This is a genomic window from Arthrobacter wenxiniae (genome assembly GCF_013376105.1).
GTDB classification, from domain to species: domain Bacteria; phylum Actinomycetota; class Actinomycetes; order Actinomycetales; family Micrococcaceae; genus Specibacter; species Specibacter wenxiniae.
Genome location: NZ_JAAMFM010000009.1, coordinates 55106 through 74020, shown reverse-complemented (window position 1 = coordinate 74020; position 18915 = coordinate 55106). Strand labels below are relative to the sequence as shown.

Below are 18915 nucleotides of genomic sequence, written 5' to 3'. Positions count from 1 at the left end.
CTACATTCGTCAGCACGTGCGGCACCGTTGCCGCGCCGGGTGTAGCGGCTGCCTCAAGGCAGCGGAGAGACTTATGTCTCTTCGCCATACCTTGAAAGGCGCACAATGCACAATTTGCCCGTTTGGTTCGAGGTCGGGTCCTTTGCCGTCCTGGGATTGATCCTCCTCGCCGACCTCCTGCTGGTCATCAGGCGCCCGCACATCCCCTCCATGAAGGAGGCCGGGCTGTGGGTGGCCTTCTACGTCGGGCTCGCCCTCCTGTTCGCGGTGATGCTGTTCATCTTCACGGGCGCCGAGTTCAGCGGCCAGTTCGTGGCCGGCTGGGTCACTGAATACAGCCTCAGCATCGACAACCTGTTTGTCTTCATCATCATCATGGCCCGCTTTTCCGTGCCGCGACGCTACCAGCAGGAAGTGCTGATGGTGGGCATCATCATCGCCCTTGTCCTGCGCGGCATCTTCATCATGGTCGGCGCCGTGGTCATCGAGCAGTTCAGCGCCGTGTTCTACATCTTCGGCGCCTTCCTGCTTTGGACCGCCTGGAAGCAGAGCCGCCCCGAAAGCGAAGGCGGCGACGAGGACAAGGAGAACTTCCTCATCCGCGGCGTGCGCCGCATCATCCCCATGACTGACACCTACGACGCCGGCCGCCTCCGCACCACCACCGCCGCAGGCAAGAAGGTGTTCACGCCCATGCTGGTGGTGTTTGTCACCATCGGCATCACGGACCTGCTGTTCGCCGTGGACTCCATCCCGGCCATCTTCGGCCTGACGCAAAGCGCCTTCATTGTCTTCACGGCGAACATCTTCGCGCTCATGGGCCTGCGGCAGCTGTACTTCCTGCTCGGCGGGCTCATGGACCGGCTGGTATACCTCAAGCACGCCCTGTCCGTGATCCTGGCGTTTATCGGCATCAAGCTGGTGCTCCACGCCATGCATGTCAACGAGCTTCCGTTCATCAACGGCGGCCACTCCATCGCCTGGGCCCCGGAGATCCCCACCTTCGTGTCGCTGGCCGTCATTCTCGGCACCATGGCCGTCGCGATCGTCGCCAGCATCGTCCACGCCAAAAACAAGGAGCGCCAGCCCAACGCCGGTTGAGGCGTTCGGTGTTCGGAAGGCAAGTCCGGAGCAGGCCGCAAGTCTCACTTTGCGCATGCTCCGGACTGGCCCGGGCTGTGGCGCATGGTGGCCGCCGCCCAGCCCCCCTAGGCGTCTTCCCCGCGGACCATGGCCAGAAGGCGGGCAAAGATGCCCTCCCCGTCGTCGGCAATGCCGTCGTGGTGGAAGTCGGCCGTCTCCCAGACCTGGAGGCCCTTCACGGCGGACGCCGTGGACAGGGATATGTCCCGGTCCACATAGATGTCCTCCGTGTAGACTGCCGCCGCCGCGGGAACAGTGTTGCGCGCCAGCCGGTCCAGGTCGTACAACCGTCCCCAGCCCTCGGTCCGGGCGGCCAGGAGTGCCGCTACTTCACGCAGCGGCGCCAGCGCGGGGTCCTGGACGAAGTACCACGGATACACGGCCTCGCCCGTGAGCAGCGGCTCCGCCGCATCCGGGGCGAACTCGGGCCGGGCGGAGAGGACCCGCGCGGCGGCCCAGTTGCTGGCCTCTTCCTGGACGTAGATTGATTCGTGCATGAGCGCATACAGCGGATTTGCGGCGCGGGAGACCTGGGCGGACAGCTGGGTCAGGAATCCGTCGGAGAGGCGGTCGCCGCCGGGCGTGGGGACAAACGCGTCTTCCAACAGGTAGTGGAGTGCATCGATGCGCGTGTTGCCGCCAAGGTAGTTGCCGAGCATCTGCACGCGCTCAGGGGTGAGGCGTTCACCCGTGGGCAGGAGTTCCGGCACGTCCCTGACGTGGCGCATGATCCGGGTGAGAACCGCCCGGTCCTGCGGGTAGCGCGCAAAGTACTCGGCGTTGCGGCCAATCAGGCGGCCAAAGGTGGCCTGGTACACCTGGTCCGCCGGCCCAGTGAGCGGGCCCAGGCCACCCGTAATGAGCACCTCCTTCAAGCCCCCGGGGGCAAAGGACAGGTACGTCAGGGCGCAAAAGCCGCCGTAGCTCTGGCCGAAGATCGACCAGGGGCCCGACCCCAGCGCCGTGCGGATCAGCTCGGCGTCCGCCACAATGTCGGTGGCCCGGAAGTGGGCCAGGTAGTCGGCCTGCGCACCGGCATCGCCGAGCAGGGGCAGTGTCTGCCGCGATGCCGGGGTGGACAGGCCCGTGCCCCGCTGGTCCAGCATGAGCACCCGGAAGCTCTTGGACGCCTCGCGCAGCCAGCCGCTCAGCCCCAGGGGGCGGTTGCCGCGCCCGCCGGGGCCGCCCTGCAGAAACAGCAGCCAGGGCAGTCCCGCCGACTCCAGCGCGGGGTCAAACATCTCGCGGGCGAACAGCTTGATGGTGGGGCCGGACGGATCGGCGTGGTCCAGGGGGGCGTCAAACCAGTGGTCCCGCAGCGCGGTGCCACGGACTACATAGCTGGCCCCGGCGCCGTTGCCGCCGGCGCTCACGCGCCGGCCCCGGCGGTACTGGCCGCTTCCGCCGTGTTGGCCGCCCTGGCGCCCAGGGTGCCCAGCGCGCCGCCGTCGAGCCTGTACACGTGCCAGCCGTCCATGGGTTCGGCGCCGATCGACTTGTAAAAGTTGATGGACGGCTCATTCCAGTCCAGCACGCTCCACTCGACGCGGGCGTAACCGCGCTCGACCGCGATTCGCGCCAGCGTGCGCAGCAGGGCCTTGCCGTGGCCCCCGCCGCGCGCCTCGGGGCGCACATACAGGTCCTCGAGGTGGATGCCGTGGGTGCCCTCCCAGGTGGAGTAGTTCAGGAACCACAGCGCGAAACCGACAATCGGCCCGCCCGCAACCGGGCTGTCCACGACATGCGCGTAAACCTGCGGGTTGTCGCCAAAAAGGCGCGCATGCAGCATTTCCCCCGTGTTGACCACTGCGTGGGGCTCTTTTTCGTAGACGGCGAGATCGTGGATCATGCCCAGGATGGCGGGAACGTCGGCGGGCGACGCGGTGCGAATCAAACTCATGAATCGAGCTTATCCGGTGCCGGGGGCCGGTGCGCCGCGCCCGGTCCGCCAGCTGTGAATGCACAGCCGTTCCCAAGGAATCCTCCACGATTCCTTGACAAAACACACAACTCTCATTAGGACGGAAAAGGGGGAAAACGGTTTAAGCGATTCAATGATGAAAGCGGGACCACCATGAGTACAGGTGAAATGGCTGCGCTGAGCAGCCACGAACAGCGAAGCCAGATGCGCAAGGCGGCGGTCGCCAGCACCATTGGCACAACCATCGAGTGGTATGACTACTTCCTCTACGGCGCGGCGGCGGCCCTCGTGTTTCCGCACGTGTTCTTCCCCCACATGTCCCCCTACCTGGGCCTGATCGCCTCCTTTGCGTCCTACTTTGTCGGCTTCGTGGCGCGTCCCATCGGGGCGGCCATCTTTGGCCACTGGGGGGACAGGATCGGGCGCAAGGCGATGTTGATCATCACGCTGCTGATGATGGGCATTTCCACGGCACTGATCGGCGCCCTGCCCGGGGCCGGCTCCTGGGGCGACGCCGCCCCGGCCATCCTGATCATCCTGCGCGTCTTCCAGGGCATTGCGGTGGGCGGGGAGTGGGGCGGCTCCATCCTGCTGTCCATGGAGTGGGGCAACCAGAAGCGCCGGGGGCTCATGGCCAGCTGGCCGCAGCTTGGCGTGGCGATCGGCATCATTCTCTCCACGGGGTTGATGGCCCTGTTCAATGCCATCATGGGAACGGAGGCGTTCATCGCCTGGGGCTGGCGCATCCCGTTCCTCCTGAGCCTGGTCCTGGTGGCCATCGGGCTGTACATCCGGATCCGGATTCTGGAAACGCCCATGTTCGCGGAGGTGGTCAGGAACCAAAAGACCCAGAAGGCGCCCGTCCTGGAGGTCATCAGGCGGTACCCGAAGGAGATCGTCCTTTCGGCCCTCCTGCGCATGTCGGAGCAGATGCCCTTCTACATCGTGACGGCGTTTGTGCTGTCCTACCTGACCGACAAGAACCACAACTACAGCTACAACTTCGTCCTCATCGGCACCATGGTCGCCGCGGCGCTGGAACTCTTCTTTGTGCCGTACTTCGGGCATTTGTCAGACAAGAAGAGCCGCCTGCGGATCTACCAGCTCGGCGCCGCCATCACCGGGGTGTGGGGCTTTGTCTACTTCGCGCTGCTGGACAGCGGCGCCCCCTGGCTGGTCTTCATCGCCCTGTCCGTGGCGCTCATCCCGCACGCCATGCAGTATGGCCCCCAGGCGTCAATCATTGCGGAAAACTTCCCAACCAACCTCCGGTACACCGGCGCCGGGCTGGGATACCAGCTGTCCTCGATCATTGCCGGCGGCCCGGCCGCCCTGGTGGCCACCGTCCTGCTGCACAACTTCGGCACCGGATATGCGGTGTCCGTGTACATCCTGATCTCTGCCCTGATCACCATCGCCGCGTCGCTGGGGCTGAAGGACCGCTCCAAGTCCGACATCTCCGATTCGAGCACCTACACCCCGCGGCCGGACCGCGTGGGGGAAACCCGCAGCGCAGGCTGAGCGCCGGCCCGGCCGGCGCCCCGGCGTCGGACCGGGCCGGCCGGCGCCCGGCGTCAGGCCTTGAACAGCCGGCGCACCACCCGTCCGGCCGCCAGTTCGTCGAGGCTTTCATTGATCTCGGCCAGCGGCCGGGTGTCGGTGTGCAGCAGTTCCACGGGAAGCCGGCCCCGCCGCCAGCAGTCCAGGTACCGGGGAATGTCCTCCCGCGGGACGGCGTCGCCCATGTAGGACCCCAGCAGCCGCTTGCCCGCACCGGCGAACTGCAGGGCGGGAACGGTCAGTTCCGCGGAGGGGTGCGGCAGGCCCACGGACACCACGGCCCCGCCCCGGGTGACCAGGTCCAGGCAGGAGGCGATCACGGCCGCTGACCCGACCGCCTCGACAGCCACGTCGACGCCGTCGCCGGAGGCCTCGGCGACCAGCCGGGCGGCGTCGGCCGGCGTCCCCGCCACGCTCGCCCCGCAGTCGAGGGCGAGCTGGTGCTTGGCCCCAATCGGATCGATCGCGATGACGGCGGACGCCCCGGCCAGCCGGGCCGCCATGACGGCGGAGAGGCCCACGGCGCCCAGGCCAAACACGGCCACCGACTGTCCGGGCTGCACGTCCGCGGTGTGCAGGATGGTTCCTGCCCCGGTGAGCACGGCGCAACCGAACATGGCGGCGACCTCGTCGGGTACGTCGTCGTCGATGACCACCGCCGATTCGCGGGCGACCACGGCATAGTCGGCGAACGCGGAGACGCCCAGGTGGTGGTTGATGCGTTCGCCGCGGGAGGTTTGCAGCAGCGCGTCGCCGTGCAGCAGCGCGCCCGCGCCATTCGCGGCGGCGGCCCGGTGGCACAGGGCGGGGCGCCCGGCCGTGCAGGCCCGGCAACTGCCGCAGCTTGGCACGAACACGAGCACCACATGGTCGCCAACCTTCACGTCGGTCACCCCGGGGCCAACCGTGGCGACGCGGCCCACCGCCTCATGCCCCAGCGCCATGGGCAGCGGCCGGATGCGGGAACCGTCCACCACGGAAAGGTCCGAATGGCACAGGCTGGAGTACACGATGCGCACGCCCAGCTCCCCGGCGCGCGGTTCCGGCGCCTCGAGTTCTTCAAGGACCAGCGGACGCGCGTCCGCGTAGCTGGTTCCGGGCGCGACGGTGGAATAGAGGACAGCGGCTCGCATGGCACGGCCTTTCAGTGGATTCGGCGCGGGTGTGTGCCCCTGGCAGCCACGACCGGCCTTGTGGCGGCGGGAGGGTCATCCCAAGTGTCGGCAGGGGCACATGGCTCCAATGTCGATCCGGGCAGGCCTTCGTGTCAAGCGGGGCGCGCGGGGAGCGCTACAGGCGGCTGAAGTCCTCCAGGCGCACGACGGCGGCCCCGGCCTGGTTCGACGCCTCGAGGTCCACGGTGGCCGTGATGGACCAGTCGTGGTTGCCCGCCGGATCCGCCAGCACCTGCCGGACCTTCCATTGGGCGGGGCCCTCCGTGATGTGCAGGAGCGCCGGCCCGCGCGCGGCCGGGCCGGACTCGATGTACTCGTGCTCGTCCCAGTACCCGTCCAGGGCGTCGGCCCAGCGGTCGGCATCCCAGCCATGGCCGCCGTCGAGCGCGCCCAGCTCCTCAAAGTTGTCATCCGCGGCGAGTTCCACGCGGCGGAACAGCTCGTTGCGGACCATGACCCGGAAGGCGCGGTGGTTGTCCGTCAGCTTCGGTGGCACGGGAGGCACGGCAAATTCGGCCGCAAGGGCCTCCTCCGGCTCGCCACTGGTCATCTTTTCCCATTCGTCCAGCAGGCTGGAGTCCACCTGGCGAACCAGCTCGCCCAGCCAGGCGATGATGTCCTCCAGGTCCTCGCGCAGCGCGTCCCGGGGGACGGTCTGGCGCAGCGCCTTGTAGGTGTCGGTGAGGTAGCGCAGCACAATGCCCTCGGAGCGGGCCAGGGAGTAGTACTGGACGTATTCGCCGAAGTTCATGGCCCGCTCGTAAAGGTCGCGGACGATCGATTTGGGGCTGAGCTCAAAATCGCCCACCCACGGGGCCGCCTTGCGGTAGACCTCAAAGGCGCCGAACAGCAGCTCAGCCAGCGGCATCGCGTACGTGACCTCGTCAAGGATGGCCATGCGCTCGTCGTACTCGATGCCCTCGGCCTTCATGGCGGCCACCTTTTCGGTCCGTTCGCGCTTGAGCTGGGCGCTGAGGATCTGCCGCGGCTTCTCCAGCGTGGACTCGATGACGGAAATGACGTCCAGGGCGTAGCTTGGGGACTCGGGGTCCAGCAGCTCCAGCGCGGCCAGGGCGAAGGGGGAGAGCGGCTGGTTCAGGGCAAAGTTCATCTGCAGGTGCGTGGTGAGCCGGACGGTGCGCCCGTCCGCCTCCAGCTCAGCCTCCGGGATACGCTCCACAATGCCGGCGCCCAGCAGCTCGCGGTAGATGCCCAGGGCCTTGCGGATCAGCCTGCGCTGCGCGGCGGGGGACTCGTGGTTTTCGGTGAGCAGCTTCCGGGCCGCGTGGAAGGGGTCGCCCGGGCGCTCGAGGAGGTTCAGCAGCATCGCGTGGGTGACGGTGAAGCTGGACGTCAGCGGCTCGGGCACGGATTCGCTCAGCCGGGTGAACGTGGGCTCGCCCCAGCTGACAAAGCCCTGCTGCGGCTTCTTTTTCACCACCTGGCGCAGCTTCTTGGCGTCGTCACCAAACTTGGCCACCGCCTTGGCCATGGCCTTGGTGTTTTCAACGACGTGCTCCGGCGCCTCCACAATCACCGTCCCTGCGGTGTCGTAGCCGGCCCGCCCGGCCCGGCCCGCAATCTGCTGGAACTCCCGCACCTGCAGGACGCGGGTGCGCACGCCGTCGTACTTGCTCAGGGCCGTCATGAGGACGGTGCGGATGGGCACGTTGATGCCCACGCCCAGGGTGTCGGTGCCGCAGATGACCTTCATCAGCCCGGCCTGGGCCAGCTGCTCCACGAGGCGCCGGTACTTGGGCAGCATGCCCGCGTGGTGGACGCCGATCCCGTGGCGCACCAGCCGGTTGAGCGTCTTGCCGAAGCCCGCGGAAAAGCGGAAGCCGGCAATGAGCTCCCCGATCCGGTCCTTTTCCTCCCGCGTGCAGACGTTGATGCTCATCAGGTTCTGCGCGCGGTCAATGGCCTCGGCCTGGCTGAAGTGCACCACATAGACGGGGACCTGCTTTGTGGCGAGCAGTTCCTCGAGCGATTCGTGGACGCCGGTGGTGACGTAGTAGTAGTGCAGCGGAATGGGACGCACGCCGGAGGAGACCGTGGTGGTGGTCCGGTTGGTCAGTTCCGTGAGCTCCTTTTCAAAGCGCGTGACGTCCCCCAGGGTGGCGCTCATCAGCAGGAACTGCGACTGCGGCAGCTCCAGCAGGGGCACCTGCCACGCCCAGCCCCGCTGTGGGTCGGAGTAGTAGTGGAACTCGTCCATGACGACCACGCCAACATCGGCGTCCTCACCCTCGCGCAGGGCGATGTTGGCCAGGATTTCCGCCGTGCAGCAGATGATGGGCGCGTCCTGGTTCACGGAGGAATCGCCGGTCACCATGCCCACGTTCTCGGCGCCAAAGATCTCACACAGGGCAAAGAACTTCTCGGAGACCAGGGCCTTGATGGGGGCCGTGTAGTAGCTGGAGGCGCCTCGTGCCATGGCGTTGAAGTGCGCGGCGATGGCCACCATGGACTTCCCCGAGCCCGTGGGGGTGGAGAGGATCACGTTGTTGCCGCTGACCAGCTCAATGGCGGCGTCTTCCTGCGCCGGGTACAGCTCCAGCCCGCGGTCCGCTGTCCATTCCAGGAACGCCTCCAGGACGTCGTCATCGCTGGAGGTTTTCGGGTCGAGGCCGGAGAGCTGTTCAAGAAGGTTCATGGTCCCCCCAGTCTACGGGCGCCGCAGCCAGGGGAACGGCTGTGGCAGGATAACGCCATGGGAACAAAGCAGCTGGCCTGGGACCCGGCCAAATACGTGGAATTCGGCGACTTCCGCAACCGGCCCTTCTTCGACCTCACGGCCCGCATCACCGCCCCCGCGCCACGGGGCGTGGTGGATCTTGGCTGCGGTCCGGGGAACCTGACAGCCACCCTGGCCCGGCGCTGGCCCGGCGCGCGGGTGCGGGGCCTGGACAGCTCCCCGGAGATGGTCGCGGCGGCCCAGCGCGCGGGCGGATCCGCGGACGACGCCGGTCCGCGACTCCCGGCAAACCTCGCCTTTGGGCTCGCCGACATTGCGAATTGGGCTCCCGGGCGGGAGACCGACGTGGTGGTCTCCAACGCCACCCTGCAGTGGGTTCCGGGCCACCAGAAGCTCTTGTCCGGGTGGCTGGGCGTCCTGGAGCCAGGTGCCTGGCTGGGTGTGCAGGTGCCGGGAAACTTTGACGCGCCCTCGCACACGCTCATGCGCGAGGTGGCCGGATCCCCACGCTGGCGAAAGCAGCTGGCCGGCGTCCTGCGGCACCAGGACACGGTATGGGAACCGGGGCAGTACCACGAGCTGCTCCTGCGCGGCGGAGCCCGGGCCGATGTGTGGGAAACCACCTACAGCCAGCTGCTCCCCGGGGAGCACCCCGTGCTGGACTGGGTGCGCGGGACCGGGCTCCGCCCCGTGCTGCAGGCCCTCGGCGAGCGGGATGGGGGCGCGTTTGAGGCGGAGTATTCGGCGCTCCTGGACGAGGCCTACCCTGCGGGGGAGTTTGGCACCGTCTACCCCTTCCGCCGGATTTTCATGGTGGGGCAGAAGCAATGAAATTCACGCACGGATGAAAGGCACGTCACATGGCTGAGCTGGAAGCATTTCCCCTGGACTGGCAGACCGCCCTGGTCATTGTTGCCCACCCCGACGACCCCGAGTACGGCATGGCCGCGGCGGTGGCGGAGTGGACGGAGGGCGGCAGGGAGGTCCACTACCTGCTGGCCACCCGCGGCGAGGCGGGCATTGCGGGCCTGCCGCCGCAACAGTCGGGTCCCTTGCGCATGCGGGAGCAGCAGGACGCGTGCCTCCGGGTGGGCGTCGCCAGCCTGGCGTTCCTGGACCACCCGGACGGCCGCGTCCAGGAGGGCCTGCAGCTGCGCCGCGAGATTGCCGGGCGCATCCGCCAGGTGCGGCCGGATCTGGTGCTCACCCTGAACCACCGGGACGAATGGGGCCCGGGCCGCTGGAACAGCGCCGACCACCGCGCCGTGGGCCGCAGCGTGCTCGACGCCGTCTCCGATGCGGACAACGAGTGGATCTTCCCGGAACTGCTCGAGGAGGGACTGGCACGGCACAAGGTGCGCCGCGTGGCCATCAGTTCGCCCCACCCCACCCATGCCCAGCCGGTCAGCGAACGCAGCATTGAACGCGCCGTGGCATCCCTGGCCGAGCACGCAGAATACCTCAAGGCGCTCGGCACGGACCCGGTGGAGTCCCAGGCCCGCCGGCAGGTGGGGATGGTGACGGCAGGGGGCCAGGTGAGGTTCGAACTCTACGGCTAGTCCCCACGCCCTCCCCGGCTAACGCTGGCGCGTCAGCCGGGGCCCCTCGGGCGCGTGGGCCCAACCACACCCTCCCACGCCAACGCTGGCGCGTCAGCCGGGGCCCCTCGGGCGCGTGGGCCCAACCACGCCCTCCCACGGAAAATATGCCCAGAGAAAACTGGGCAGACAAGGCACAAGCCGGGGGAGTAGCTTGTTAGCTGAATGAGTCAATGCGCCCCGACCGGGCGCCATGAGGAGGATCCGTGCTGTTCCGCTTGATCGGGCGCAACCTGGCCCCGCACAAGGTTCCACTCATTTCCATAGTGGTGCTGCAGTTCCTCTCGACCCTGGCCACCCTGTACCTGCCCACCCTCAACGCGGACATCATCGACGACGGCGTGGTCAAGGGTGACATCGGCCTCATCTTCAACCTGGGCGGCTGGATGCTGCTGATCACCGCCGGGCAGGTCGTCTGCGCCATTGTGGCAACGTTCCTCAGCGCCCGCCTGGCCATGGGCGTGGGCCGGCAGGTGCGCCGGGACCTGTTCAACAAGGTCGAGACATTTTCGGCCCAGGAGGTGGGAATCATCGGCGCGCCATCGCTGATCACCCGCACCACCAATGACGTCCAGCAGGTGCAGATGCTGACGCTGATGTCCTTCACCCTCATGGTCGCCGCGCCCATCATGTGCATCGGCGGAATCATCCTGGCCATGCGGCAGGACGTGCCGCTCTCCGGGCTCCTGCTGGTCATCCTGCCCGTGCTCGTGGTGGCCATCGGCCTGATTGTGCGCATCCTGGTCCCCACCTTCCGCAAGGTCCAGCACCAGCTCGATGACATCAACGGCGTGCTGCGCGAGCAGATCACCGGCATCAGCGTCATCCGCGCCTTTGTGCGCAGGGACTACGAGGCCGAACGCTTCGACACCGCCAACGGCGCCCTGACGGCGTCGCAGCTGCGTGCCGGCCGGCTGCTCTCCCTCATGTTCCCCACCATCTTCTTCGTGGTCAACCTCACCAGCGTCGGCGTGCTCTGGTTCGGCGGGCAGCGCATAGCCGGCGGCAACATGCAGATCGGCGCCCTGACCGCGTTCCTGAGCTACATCATGCAGATCCTGATGTCGGTCATGATGGCCATGTTCATGTTCATGATGATCCCCCGCGCCGCCGTCAGCGCCGAACGCATCCAGGAGGTCCTGGACACGGAACCCTCCGTGGCGGACACCCCGGAGTCGCTCGCCGTGGCCCGGCTGGACGGCCGGCTCTCCGTCCGAGACGCCGCGTTCAAGTACCCCGGCGCCCAGGACCCCGTGCTCTCCGGCATCAGCTTTGACGCCACACCCGGAACCACGACGGCGGTCATCGGCTCCACGGGCAGCGGCAAGTCGACCCTCGTGAACCTCATACCCAGGCTGCTCGACGCCACCGGCGGCAGCATTGCCCTGGGCGGGCACGACATCCGCGCGGTGACGCTGCAGTCGCTGCGCAGCGCGATCGGGCTGGTCCCGCAAAAGGCGTACCTGTTCAGCGGCACCGTGGCGACCAACCTGCGCATGGGCAGGCCGGACGCCACCGAAGACGAGCTGTGGGCCGCCCTCGGGGTGGCCCAGGCGGCGGACTTTGTCCGCGACATGCCCGGCGGCCTGGACGCCACGATTGAACAGGGCGGCGCCAACGTCTCCGGGGGCCAGCGCCAGCGCCTGTGCATTGCCCGGGCCGTGGTCAGCAATCCGTCCCTGTACCTGTTTGACGACAGCTTCTCCGCCCTGGACTACGCCACCGACGCCAGGCTGCGCGCCGCCCTCAAGCCGGTCACCGCGAATGCGGCCGTGCTGGTGGTGGCCCAGCGCGTGGGCACCATCCGCCACGCGGACAACATCCTGGTGCTGGACGAAGGGAGGCTGGTGGGTCAGGGCACGCATGAGGAACTGCTGGAAAGCTGCCCCACCTACCAGGAAATTGTCACCTCGCAGCTGACGGACGAGGACAGGGAGACCGCGGCATGAGCATGATGAGGGGCGGCGGCAGGCCGCCGCAAAAGCCCATGGCCTTCGGCCCGAGCCTCAAGCGCATCCTGCGCCTGCTGGCCGTGGACCGGCTGCGGATGGTCTCCGTGGTGGTGCTCGCCGCCGTGTCCGTGGGCCTGTCCGTGGTGGCGCCGAAAGTGCTGGGCCACGCGACCGACATCATTTTCAACGGCGTGGTGGGCCAGATGCTGGACCGCTTCCCGGCCGGCACCACCAAGGACCAGGCCGTGGCGGCGCTGCGTGCCGCCGGGCAGGGACAGCTGGCGGACATGCTCTCGGGCATGAACGTGGTGCCGGGCCAGGGAATGGACATGAACGCCCTGGCCGCCGTGCTGGCGATCGTCCTGGCCCTCTACATTGCGGCCTTCTTCTTCAACTGGTCCCAGGGCTACATCACCACGGGCATTGTCCAGCGGGCCATGTACCGCCTGCGGTGGCAGATCGAGGAGAAGCTGGACCGCCTGCCCATGTCCCACTTCCAGCAGGAATCCCGCGGCGACGTGCTTTCCCGCGTCACGAATGACATCGACAACTTTTCCCAGACGCTCAACCAGACCCTGACGCAGCTGCTCATCGCCGCCATGACAGTGGTGGGCGTGCTGGCCATGATGTTCTCCATCTCCCCGCTGCTGGCCGGCATCTCGCTGCTCACCGTGCCCATCATCGCCGGCATCACGGTGGTGATCGCCAAGCGTTCCCGCGTGCAGTTCATGGTGCAGTGGAAGTCCACCGGCGACCTCAACGGACACGTGGAGGAAATGTTCACGGGGCACGAGATCGTCAAGGCCTTCGGGCGGCAGGACGAAGCCATTGAAAAGTTCCGGGCCTCCAACGACGAACTCTACGAATCCAGCGCCAGGGCCCAGTTCATTTCCGGCATCATCATGCCCAGCATGAACTTTGTCTCCAACCTGAACTATGTGGTGGTGGCCGTGCTCGGCGGAATCCAGGTTGCCTCGGGCATCCTCACGATCGGCAGCGTCCAGGCCTTCATCCAGTACTCCCGGCAGTTCAGCCAGCCCATGGCCCAGATCGGCAGCATGATCAACCTCCTGCAGTCCGGCGTGGCCTCCGCCGAACGCGTGTTTGAACTCATTGACGCGCCGGAGCAGAAACCCGACCACCAGCCGGCCGCCACGCTGCCCGTGGTCAGGGGCCGGGTGGTCTTCGACCACGTCAACTTCAGCTACAAACCGGACGAGCCCCTCATCCGGGAGTTGTCCCTGGTCGCCGAGCCGGGGCAGACGGTGGCAATCGTCGGCCCCACGGGCGCCGGCAAGACCACCCTGGTCAACCTGCTCATGCGCTTCTACGAGATCGACTCCGGCCGGATCAGCATCGACGGCGTCAACACGGCCGAGCTCACCCGGGACGAGCTGCGGCGCAAGTTCGGCATGGTGCTTCAGGACGCGTGGCTCTTTGGCGGGACCATCAGGGACAACCTGGCCTACGGCAAGCTGGACGCCACGGAGGCGGAAATCATTGGGGCGGCCGAGGCCACCCACGTGGACCACTTTGTGCGTTCCCTGCCCGAGGGCTACGACACTGTCCTGACGGACGACGGCGGCGGGCTGAGCCAGGGCCAGCGGCAGTTGGTGACCATTGCCCGGGCCTGGATCGCCAACCCCGGCATCCTGATCCTGGACGAGGCGACGAGCTCCGTGGACACCCGCACCGAGGTCCTGATCCGCCAGGCGATGAACCGCCTGCGCAAGGACCGGACCAGCTTTGTCATTGCCCACCGCCTCTCCACGATCCGCGACGCCGACCTGATCCTGGTCATGGACGACGGCCGGATCATCGAGCAGGGCACGCACGGCGAACTGCTTGATCAGCACTCGTTCTACTACGATCTCTACATGAGCCAATTCGGCGACCCGTTGGTGGAGGAAGTGGGCACGGCGTGAACGCCATGGACGTGATAGTGCGCAGGTGGGCCCTGGACACCGGCTCCTCGGTGCCGCCGTTCGAGCAAATCCGGCTGCGCATCCTGGACCTTGCGGCCTCCGGCGGGCTGGCCGTCGGCGCGAAGCTTCCCCCCGTGCGGTCGCTGGCCGCGTCCCTGGGTGTCGCGGCCAACACCGTGGCACGGTCCTACCGCGAGCTCGAGCAGGCCGGGATCGTCGTCACCGCGGGGCGCAGCGGCACGGCCGTCGCCTCCGGCGGGGACGTGATCGGCGCCCAGGTGGCCGAGGCCGCGGAGTCCTATGCCGCCGTCGTGCGCGCACTGGGCATTCCCGGGCCCAAGGCGCTGGCAATTGTCTCCGCCGCGCTGGAACGCGGCACCGTGCGCTAGACCGGGCGCGGCGCCCGGAGTGCCGTTCGAAAATGGTGTTCGAGAGGCGTTGTTCGAACGAAGATTCGACTATACTATAGGGTGGTGCGACGTGCGCACCGCGTCCGCGCCTGCCGGAAAACTGGGCCGGAATGAGTGCCGGAGCCCCAGGACGCCGGACGGAAAAGCGAAGGAAACAATGTACCAACCTGCCACCGCGACCCCGGAAACCAAGCGCCCCGACCTTTCGCGGCTCGTGGTGAAGGGCGCCCGCGAACACAATCTGCGCAACGTCGACCTGGACCTGCCGCGCGACTCCATGATCGTCTTCACCGGCCTGTCCGGCTCGGGCAAGTCATCGCTGGCCTTTGACACCATTTTCGCCGAGGGCCAGCGGCGGTACGTGGAATCCCTCTCGGCCTATGCCCGGCAATTCCTCGGCCAGGTGGACAAACCGGATGTCGACTTCATCGAGGGGCTCTCCCCGGCCGTGTCGATCGACCAGAAGTCGACATCGAAAAACCCGCGGTCCACCGTGGGAACCATCACCGAAATTTACGACTACATGCGCCTGCTCTGGGCGCGTGTGGGCGTGCCCCACTGCCCCGTGTGCGGGGAGCCCATCGCCAAGCAGACGCCGCAGCAGATCGTGGACCAGCTGCTGGAGATGCCCGAGGGCACCCGCTTCCAGGTGCTGGCGCCCGTGGTGCGGGACCGCAAGGGCGAATTCGTGGACCTGTTCCGCGAACTCACGGCCAAGGGCTACTCCCGCGCCAAGGTCGACGGCGCGCAGGTCCAGCTGTCCGAGCCGCCCAAGCTGAAGAAGACGTTCAAGCACACCATCGAGGTGGTGGTGGACCGCCTGGTGGTCAAGGACGGCATCTCCCAGCGCCTCACCGATTCCGTGGAAACGGCCCTGGGCCTGGCCGAGGGCCGTGTCCTCGCCGAGCTGGTGGACCTGGGGGAGTCCGACGCCGGGCGCATCCGGTCGTTCTCCGAGAACCTTGCGTGCCCCAACGAGCACCCCCTGGCCATCGACGAAATTGAGCCGCGCTCCTTCTCCTTCAACAACCCCTTTGGCGCCTGCAGCGCCTGCAGCGGCATTGGCACCAAGCTGGAGGTGGACGAGGACCTGGTGGTCCCCAACCCGTTCCTGTCCCTGCGCGACGGCGCCATCGCGCCCTGGTCGCTGGGCACCGCCACCACCGAATACTGGAACCGGCTCCTGGAGGGGCTGGCGGACGACCTCGGCTTTTCGCTGGACGATTCCTGGAACAAGCTCAGCACCGATTCGCGCCAGGCCATCCTGTACGGGAAGGACCACAAGGTGGTGGTCCAGTACCGGAACCGCTTCGGCCGTGAGCGCAAGTACAGCACCGGCTTTGAAGGGGCGGTGCAGTACATCCAGCGCAAGCACCTGGAGACGGAATCGGACTCCGCCCGCGACCGCTACGAAGAGTACATGCGCCAGATCCCGTGCCCGGCCTGCGGCGGCGCCCGCCTGAACCCGGCGTCACTGTCCGTGCTGATCAACGGCAAGTCCATCGCCGAGGTGTGCGCCCTGTCCATGCGCGACTGCTTCGAGTTCCTCTCCAACCTGGTGCTGACCGGCCGCGAAGCCCAGATCGCCAGCCAGGTTCTCAAGGAAATCCAGGCCCGGCTGAAGTTCCTGCTGGACGTGGGCCTGGAGTACCTGAACCTCGAGCGGGCCTCCGCCACCCTGTCCGGCGGCGAGGCCCAGCGCATCCGGCTGGCCACCCAGATCGGCTCCGGCCTGGTCGGCGTGCTCTACGTGCTGGACGAGCCCTCGATCGGCCTGCACCAGCGCGACAACCGGCGCCTCATCGAAACCCTGACCCGGCTCAGGGACCTGGGCAACACGCTCATCGTGGTCGAACACGACGAGGACACCATCAACGAGGCCGACTGGATCGTGGACATCGGCCCCGGCGCCGGGGAACACGGCGGCCGGGTGGTGCACTCCGGCTCCGTGGCGGACCTGCTGAAAAACACGGAGTCGCTGACAGGCGACTACCTCTCCGGGCGCAGGAGCATCGCCGTGCCGGCCAAGCGCCGCAAGTACGACAAAAAGCGGGAGCTGAAGGTCATCGGCGCGCGGGAGAACAACCTGCGGAACCTGGACGTCGCCTTCCCCCTGGGCGTCATGACCGCCGTCACCGGAGTGAGCGGCTCAGGCAAGTCCACGCTGGTCAACGAAATCCTGTACAAGGTGCTGGCCACCAAGCTCAACGGCGCCAAGCAGGTGGCCGGCCGCCACCTTCGGGTGGACGGCCTGGAGCACCTGGACAAGGTGGTGCACGTGGACCAGAGCCCCATCGGGCGCACGCCCCGCTCCAACCCCGCCACGTACACCGGCGTCTTTGACAACATCCGCAAGCTTTTCGCCGAGACCAACGAGGCCAAGGTCCGCGGCTACCAGCCCGGCCGCTTCTCCTTCAACGTCAAGGGCGGGCGCTGCGAGGCCTGCATGGGCGACGGCACGCTGAAAATCGAGATGAACTTCCTGCCGGACGTCTACGTCCCGTGCGAGGTGTGCCACGGCGCGCGCTACAACCGTGAAACCCTGGAGGTCCACTACAAGGGGAAGTCGATCGCGGACGTGCTGAACATGCCCATCGAGGAGGGCGCGGAGTTTTTCGCCGCCTTCACCCCGATCGCGCGGCACCTGCGCACACTGGTCGACGTCGGCCTCGGCTATGTCCGCCTGGGCCAGGCCTCCACCACGCTGTCCGGGGGCGAGGCGCAGCGCGTGAAACTGGCCGCGGAACTGCAAAAGCGCTCCAACGGACGCAGCATCTATGTCCTGGACGAGCCCACCACCGGCCTGCACTTTGAGGACATCCGCAAGCTGCTGCTGGTCCTGCAGGGACTCGTGGACAAAGGCAACACCGTCATTGTGATCGAGCACAACCTCGACGTCATCAAAAGCGCGGACTGGATAGTGGACCTGGGCCCGGACGGCGGCACGGGCGGCGGGCAGCTGGTGGCGGCCGGGACACCCGAGAAGGTGGCCAAGAGCACCGAAAGCTACACGGCCACGTTCCTGCGCGAGGCGTTGGTGTAGGTGCGCGAAAATACCGCACGGCCCGCCGTGCATGCCGGCAGGGGCATATGTGCCCGGCGGGCCGCAGGGCTCATGAGAAACTAGGGTCGTGACTATAGCCGAAGCCGCCGTTGTTGACGCCGGCCCCATCCCCGCCGTCCTCTTCGACCTGGACGGCACCCTCGTCGACCCGGCCGGCGGCATCACCGGCGGCATCGCGCATGCCCTGCGCGCCATGGACCTGCCCGTCCCGGAGCCCGCGGTCCTCGACCGCATGGTGGGTCCCAAGCTGGCCGACGGCCTGGTCGGCATTGTCGGGGTGCCGGAGGCCCTGGTGCCGACGGTGATTGCCGAGTACCGCAGCTGGTACGCCGACCGGGGCATGGCCATGTCCGTGGTCTACCCCGGCATGAAGGAACTGCTGGGCGAGCTGCGCACCCGCGGCGTCAAGCTGGCCGTCGCCACGCAAAAGCCCGAGCACCTGGCCCGCACCCTGCTCGCCCACCACGGGCTGGCCGCCTGTTTTGACATCATCCGCGGCTCCCACACGGACGAGTCCCTCATGCCGGGGGACCCCGGCTACCGCGCGGGCAAGGCGGAGATCATCTCCTCGGCCCTGGTCGGACTCGCCGGCCCGGACCGCGCCGTCATGGTGGGGGACCGGCACCAGGACGTCAACGGGGCCCGTGCCAACGGCCTGGACTGCATCGGCGTTGCCTGGGGATTCGCCCCCGACGGCGAGCTGGAGGCGGCGGGGGCCGCCGGCGTCGTCCATTCGTCGGCCGAGCTGCTGCAGGCACTGGCCGGTGAACTGTCCGTCCCCGGCGCCGGGGAGGCCGCCAGTGGCACTGTATGACCTCACCCGGGTCCTGACCCGGGCGACCATCGCCGGACTGTGCCGGCCCACCGTGGAGGGGCTGGAAAACGTCCCCGCGCGCGGACCGTTCATCGTGGCGCCGAACCACCTCTCCTTCCTTGACTCCGTCATCGTCCAGGCGCTCACCCCCAGGCCCGTCTCGTTCTTTGCCAAGGCCGAGTACTTCACCGGCAAGGGCGTGCGGGGCCGCCTCACGAGGCAGTTTTTCGAGGCCGTGCATTCCATCCCGGTGGAGCGCGGCGAGCAGGCCGCCAGCGTCCAGGCACTGAAGACGCTGCTGGAGATCCTGGGCCGCGGCGACGGCGTGGGCATCTACCCGGAAGGCACGCGCTCCCGCGACGGCATCCTGTACCGCGGACGCACCGGCGTGGGATGGCTGGCCCTGACCACCGGCGCACCCGTGGTCCCGGTCGGGATCACCGGGACCGAAAAGCTGCAGCCCGCCGGCCGGAATACTGTCAAGGCGGCACACTTCACCCTGCGCTTCGGCAAGCCGCTCCACTTTGAGAAGACCGGCCCCGACCACTCGCTGCCCGCCCGCCGGGCCGTCACTGACGCCATCATGGACGCCATCGCCGCCCTGACCGGCCAGGAACGCTGCGCCCAGTACAACCAAAGCCCCAGCGCGGAGTAG

Annotated in this window: 14 protein-coding genes; 10 read left to right on the top strand and 4 right to left on the bottom strand. The window is 67.7% G+C overall.

Annotated features, from left to right (window positions below; all coding sequences use genetic code 11):
• Window positions 1–105: 105 nt before the first annotated feature.
• Window positions 106–1101 carry a TerC family protein gene (locus G6034_RS08330; RefSeq protein ID WP_176634643.1) on the top strand — a complete coding sequence of 332 codons (996 nt, stop codon included), beginning with the start codon at window positions 106–108 and terminating at the stop codon, window positions 1099–1101.
• Window positions 1102–1208: 107 nt separating this feature from the next.
• Here the strand turns inward: G6034_RS08330 and G6034_RS08325 are convergent, their stop codons facing one another.
• Both G6034_RS08325 and G6034_RS08320 read right to left on the bottom strand, forming a co-directional pair.
• Window positions 1209–2516 carry an alpha/beta fold hydrolase gene (locus G6034_RS08325; RefSeq protein ID WP_343037990.1) on the bottom strand — a complete coding sequence of 436 codons (1308 nt, stop codon included), beginning with the start codon at window positions 2514–2516 and terminating at the stop codon, window positions 1209–1211.
• Entirely contained in the window at window positions 2513–3043 is a 531-nt protein-coding gene (locus G6034_RS08320; protein ID WP_176634642.1) for a GNAT family N-acetyltransferase, read from the bottom strand. Before G6034_RS08320 ends, G6034_RS08325 begins: the two co-directional genes overlap by 4 nt.
• A 174-nt stretch (window positions 3044–3217) precedes the next feature.
• On the opposite strand from G6034_RS08320, the gene G6034_RS08315 reads away from it, so the two are divergent.
• Complete coding sequence (locus tag G6034_RS08315; protein WP_176634641.1) at window positions 3218–4585, top strand: MFS transporter; 1368 nt, start codon at window positions 3218–3220, stop codon at window positions 4583–4585.
• A 53-nt stretch (window positions 4586–4638) separates the two neighbouring features.
• Here the strand turns inward: G6034_RS08315 and G6034_RS08310 are convergent, their stop codons facing one another.
• Both G6034_RS08310 and G6034_RS08305 read right to left on the bottom strand, forming a co-directional pair.
• Window positions 4639–5757, bottom strand: coding sequence for an alcohol dehydrogenase catalytic domain-containing protein (locus G6034_RS08310; protein ID WP_176634640.1), 1119 nt, complete (start codon window positions 5755–5757; stop codon window positions 4639–4641).
• Window positions 5758–5914: 157 nt separating this feature from the next.
• Entirely contained in the window at window positions 5915–8455 is a 2541-nt protein-coding gene (locus tag G6034_RS08305; RefSeq protein WP_176634639.1) for a DEAD/DEAH box helicase, read from the bottom strand.
• Window positions 8456–8512: 57 nt separating this feature from the next.
• On the opposite strand from G6034_RS08305, the gene G6034_RS08300 reads away from it, so the two are divergent.
• The 8 genes from G6034_RS08300 (at window position 8513) to G6034_RS08265 (ending at window position 18915) form a co-directional block, all read left to right on the top strand.
• The gene (locus G6034_RS08300; protein WP_246295457.1) at window positions 8513–9328 is read left to right on the top strand and encodes a trans-aconitate 2-methyltransferase; all 816 of its coding nucleotides are present in this window, start codon (window positions 8513–8515) and stop codon (window positions 9326–9328) included.
• A gap of 29 nt (window positions 9329–9357) precedes the next feature.
• Complete coding sequence (locus tag G6034_RS08295; RefSeq protein ID WP_176634638.1) at window positions 9358–10056, top strand: PIG-L deacetylase family protein; 699 nt, start codon at window positions 9358–9360, stop codon at window positions 10054–10056.
• 245 nt (window positions 10057–10301) lie between these two features.
• Window positions 10302–12044: an ABC transporter transmembrane domain-containing protein gene (locus G6034_RS08290; RefSeq protein ID WP_176634637.1), complete on the top strand. Its 1743-nt coding sequence runs from the start codon at window positions 10302–10304 to the stop codon at window positions 12042–12044.
• Window positions 12041–13972, top strand: coding sequence for an ABC transporter ATP-binding protein (locus G6034_RS08285; RefSeq protein ID WP_176634636.1), 1932 nt, complete (start codon window positions 12041–12043; stop codon window positions 13970–13972). Before G6034_RS08290 ends, G6034_RS08285 begins: the two co-directional genes overlap by 4 nt.
• Before the next feature lie 5 nt (window positions 13973–13977).
• Window positions 13978–14361 (top strand): GntR family transcriptional regulator, encoded by a 384-nt coding sequence (locus G6034_RS08280; protein ID WP_176634680.1) that lies wholly within the window; start codon window positions 13978–13980, stop codon window positions 14359–14361.
• A gap of 178 nt (window positions 14362–14539) precedes the next feature.
• Window positions 14540–17425, top strand: coding sequence for an excinuclease ABC subunit UvrA (gene uvrA / locus G6034_RS08275; RefSeq protein WP_176634635.1), 2886 nt, complete (start codon window positions 14540–14542; stop codon window positions 17423–17425).
• 88 nt (window positions 17426–17513) lie between these two features.
• Window positions 17514–18260 (top strand): HAD hydrolase-like protein, encoded by a 747-nt coding sequence (locus tag G6034_RS08270; protein WP_343037989.1) that lies wholly within the window; start codon window positions 17514–17516, stop codon window positions 18258–18260.
• On the top strand, window positions 18247–18915 hold the full coding sequence (locus G6034_RS08265) for a 1-acyl-sn-glycerol-3-phosphate acyltransferase (protein WP_176634634.1): 669 nt from the start codon (window positions 18247–18249) through the stop codon (window positions 18913–18915). Before G6034_RS08270 ends, G6034_RS08265 begins: the two co-directional genes overlap by 14 nt.

Bases quoted from the DNA above. Each gene is read 5' to 3' on its own strand.
- G6034_RS08320 (WP_176634642.1), bottom strand. From the start codon at position 3,043: ATGAGTTTGATTCGCACCGCGTCGCCCGCCGACGTTCCCGCCATCCTG.
- G6034_RS08295 (WP_176634638.1), top strand. From the start codon at position 9,358: ATGGCTGAGCTGGAAGCATTTCCCCTGGACTGGCAGACCGCCCTGGTC.
- uvrA (WP_176634635.1), top strand. From the start codon at position 14,540: ATGTACCAACCTGCCACCGCGACCCCGGAAACCAAGCGCCCCGACCTT.
- G6034_RS08330 (WP_176634643.1), top strand. From the start codon at position 106: ATGCACAATTTGCCCGTTTGGTTCGAGGTCGGGTCCTTTGCCGTCCTG.
- G6034_RS08315 (WP_176634641.1), top strand. From the start codon at position 3,218: ATGAGTACAGGTGAAATGGCTGCGCTGAGCAGCCACGAACAGCGAAGC.
- G6034_RS08300 (WP_246295457.1), top strand. From the start codon at position 8,513: ATGGGAACAAAGCAGCTGGCCTGGGACCCGGCCAAATACGTGGAATTC.
- G6034_RS08310 (WP_176634640.1), bottom strand. From the start codon at position 5,757: ATGCGAGCCGCTGTCCTCTATTCCACCGTCGCGCCCGGAACCAGCTAC.
- G6034_RS08305 (WP_176634639.1), bottom strand. From the start codon at position 8,455: ATGAACCTTCTTGAACAGCTCTCCGGCCTCGACCCGAAAACCTCCAGC.
- G6034_RS08280 (WP_176634680.1), top strand. From the start codon at position 13,978: ATGGACGTGATAGTGCGCAGGTGGGCCCTGGACACCGGCTCCTCGGTG.
- G6034_RS08285 (WP_176634636.1), top strand. From the start codon at position 12,041: ATGAGCATGATGAGGGGCGGCGGCAGGCCGCCGCAAAAGCCCATGGCC.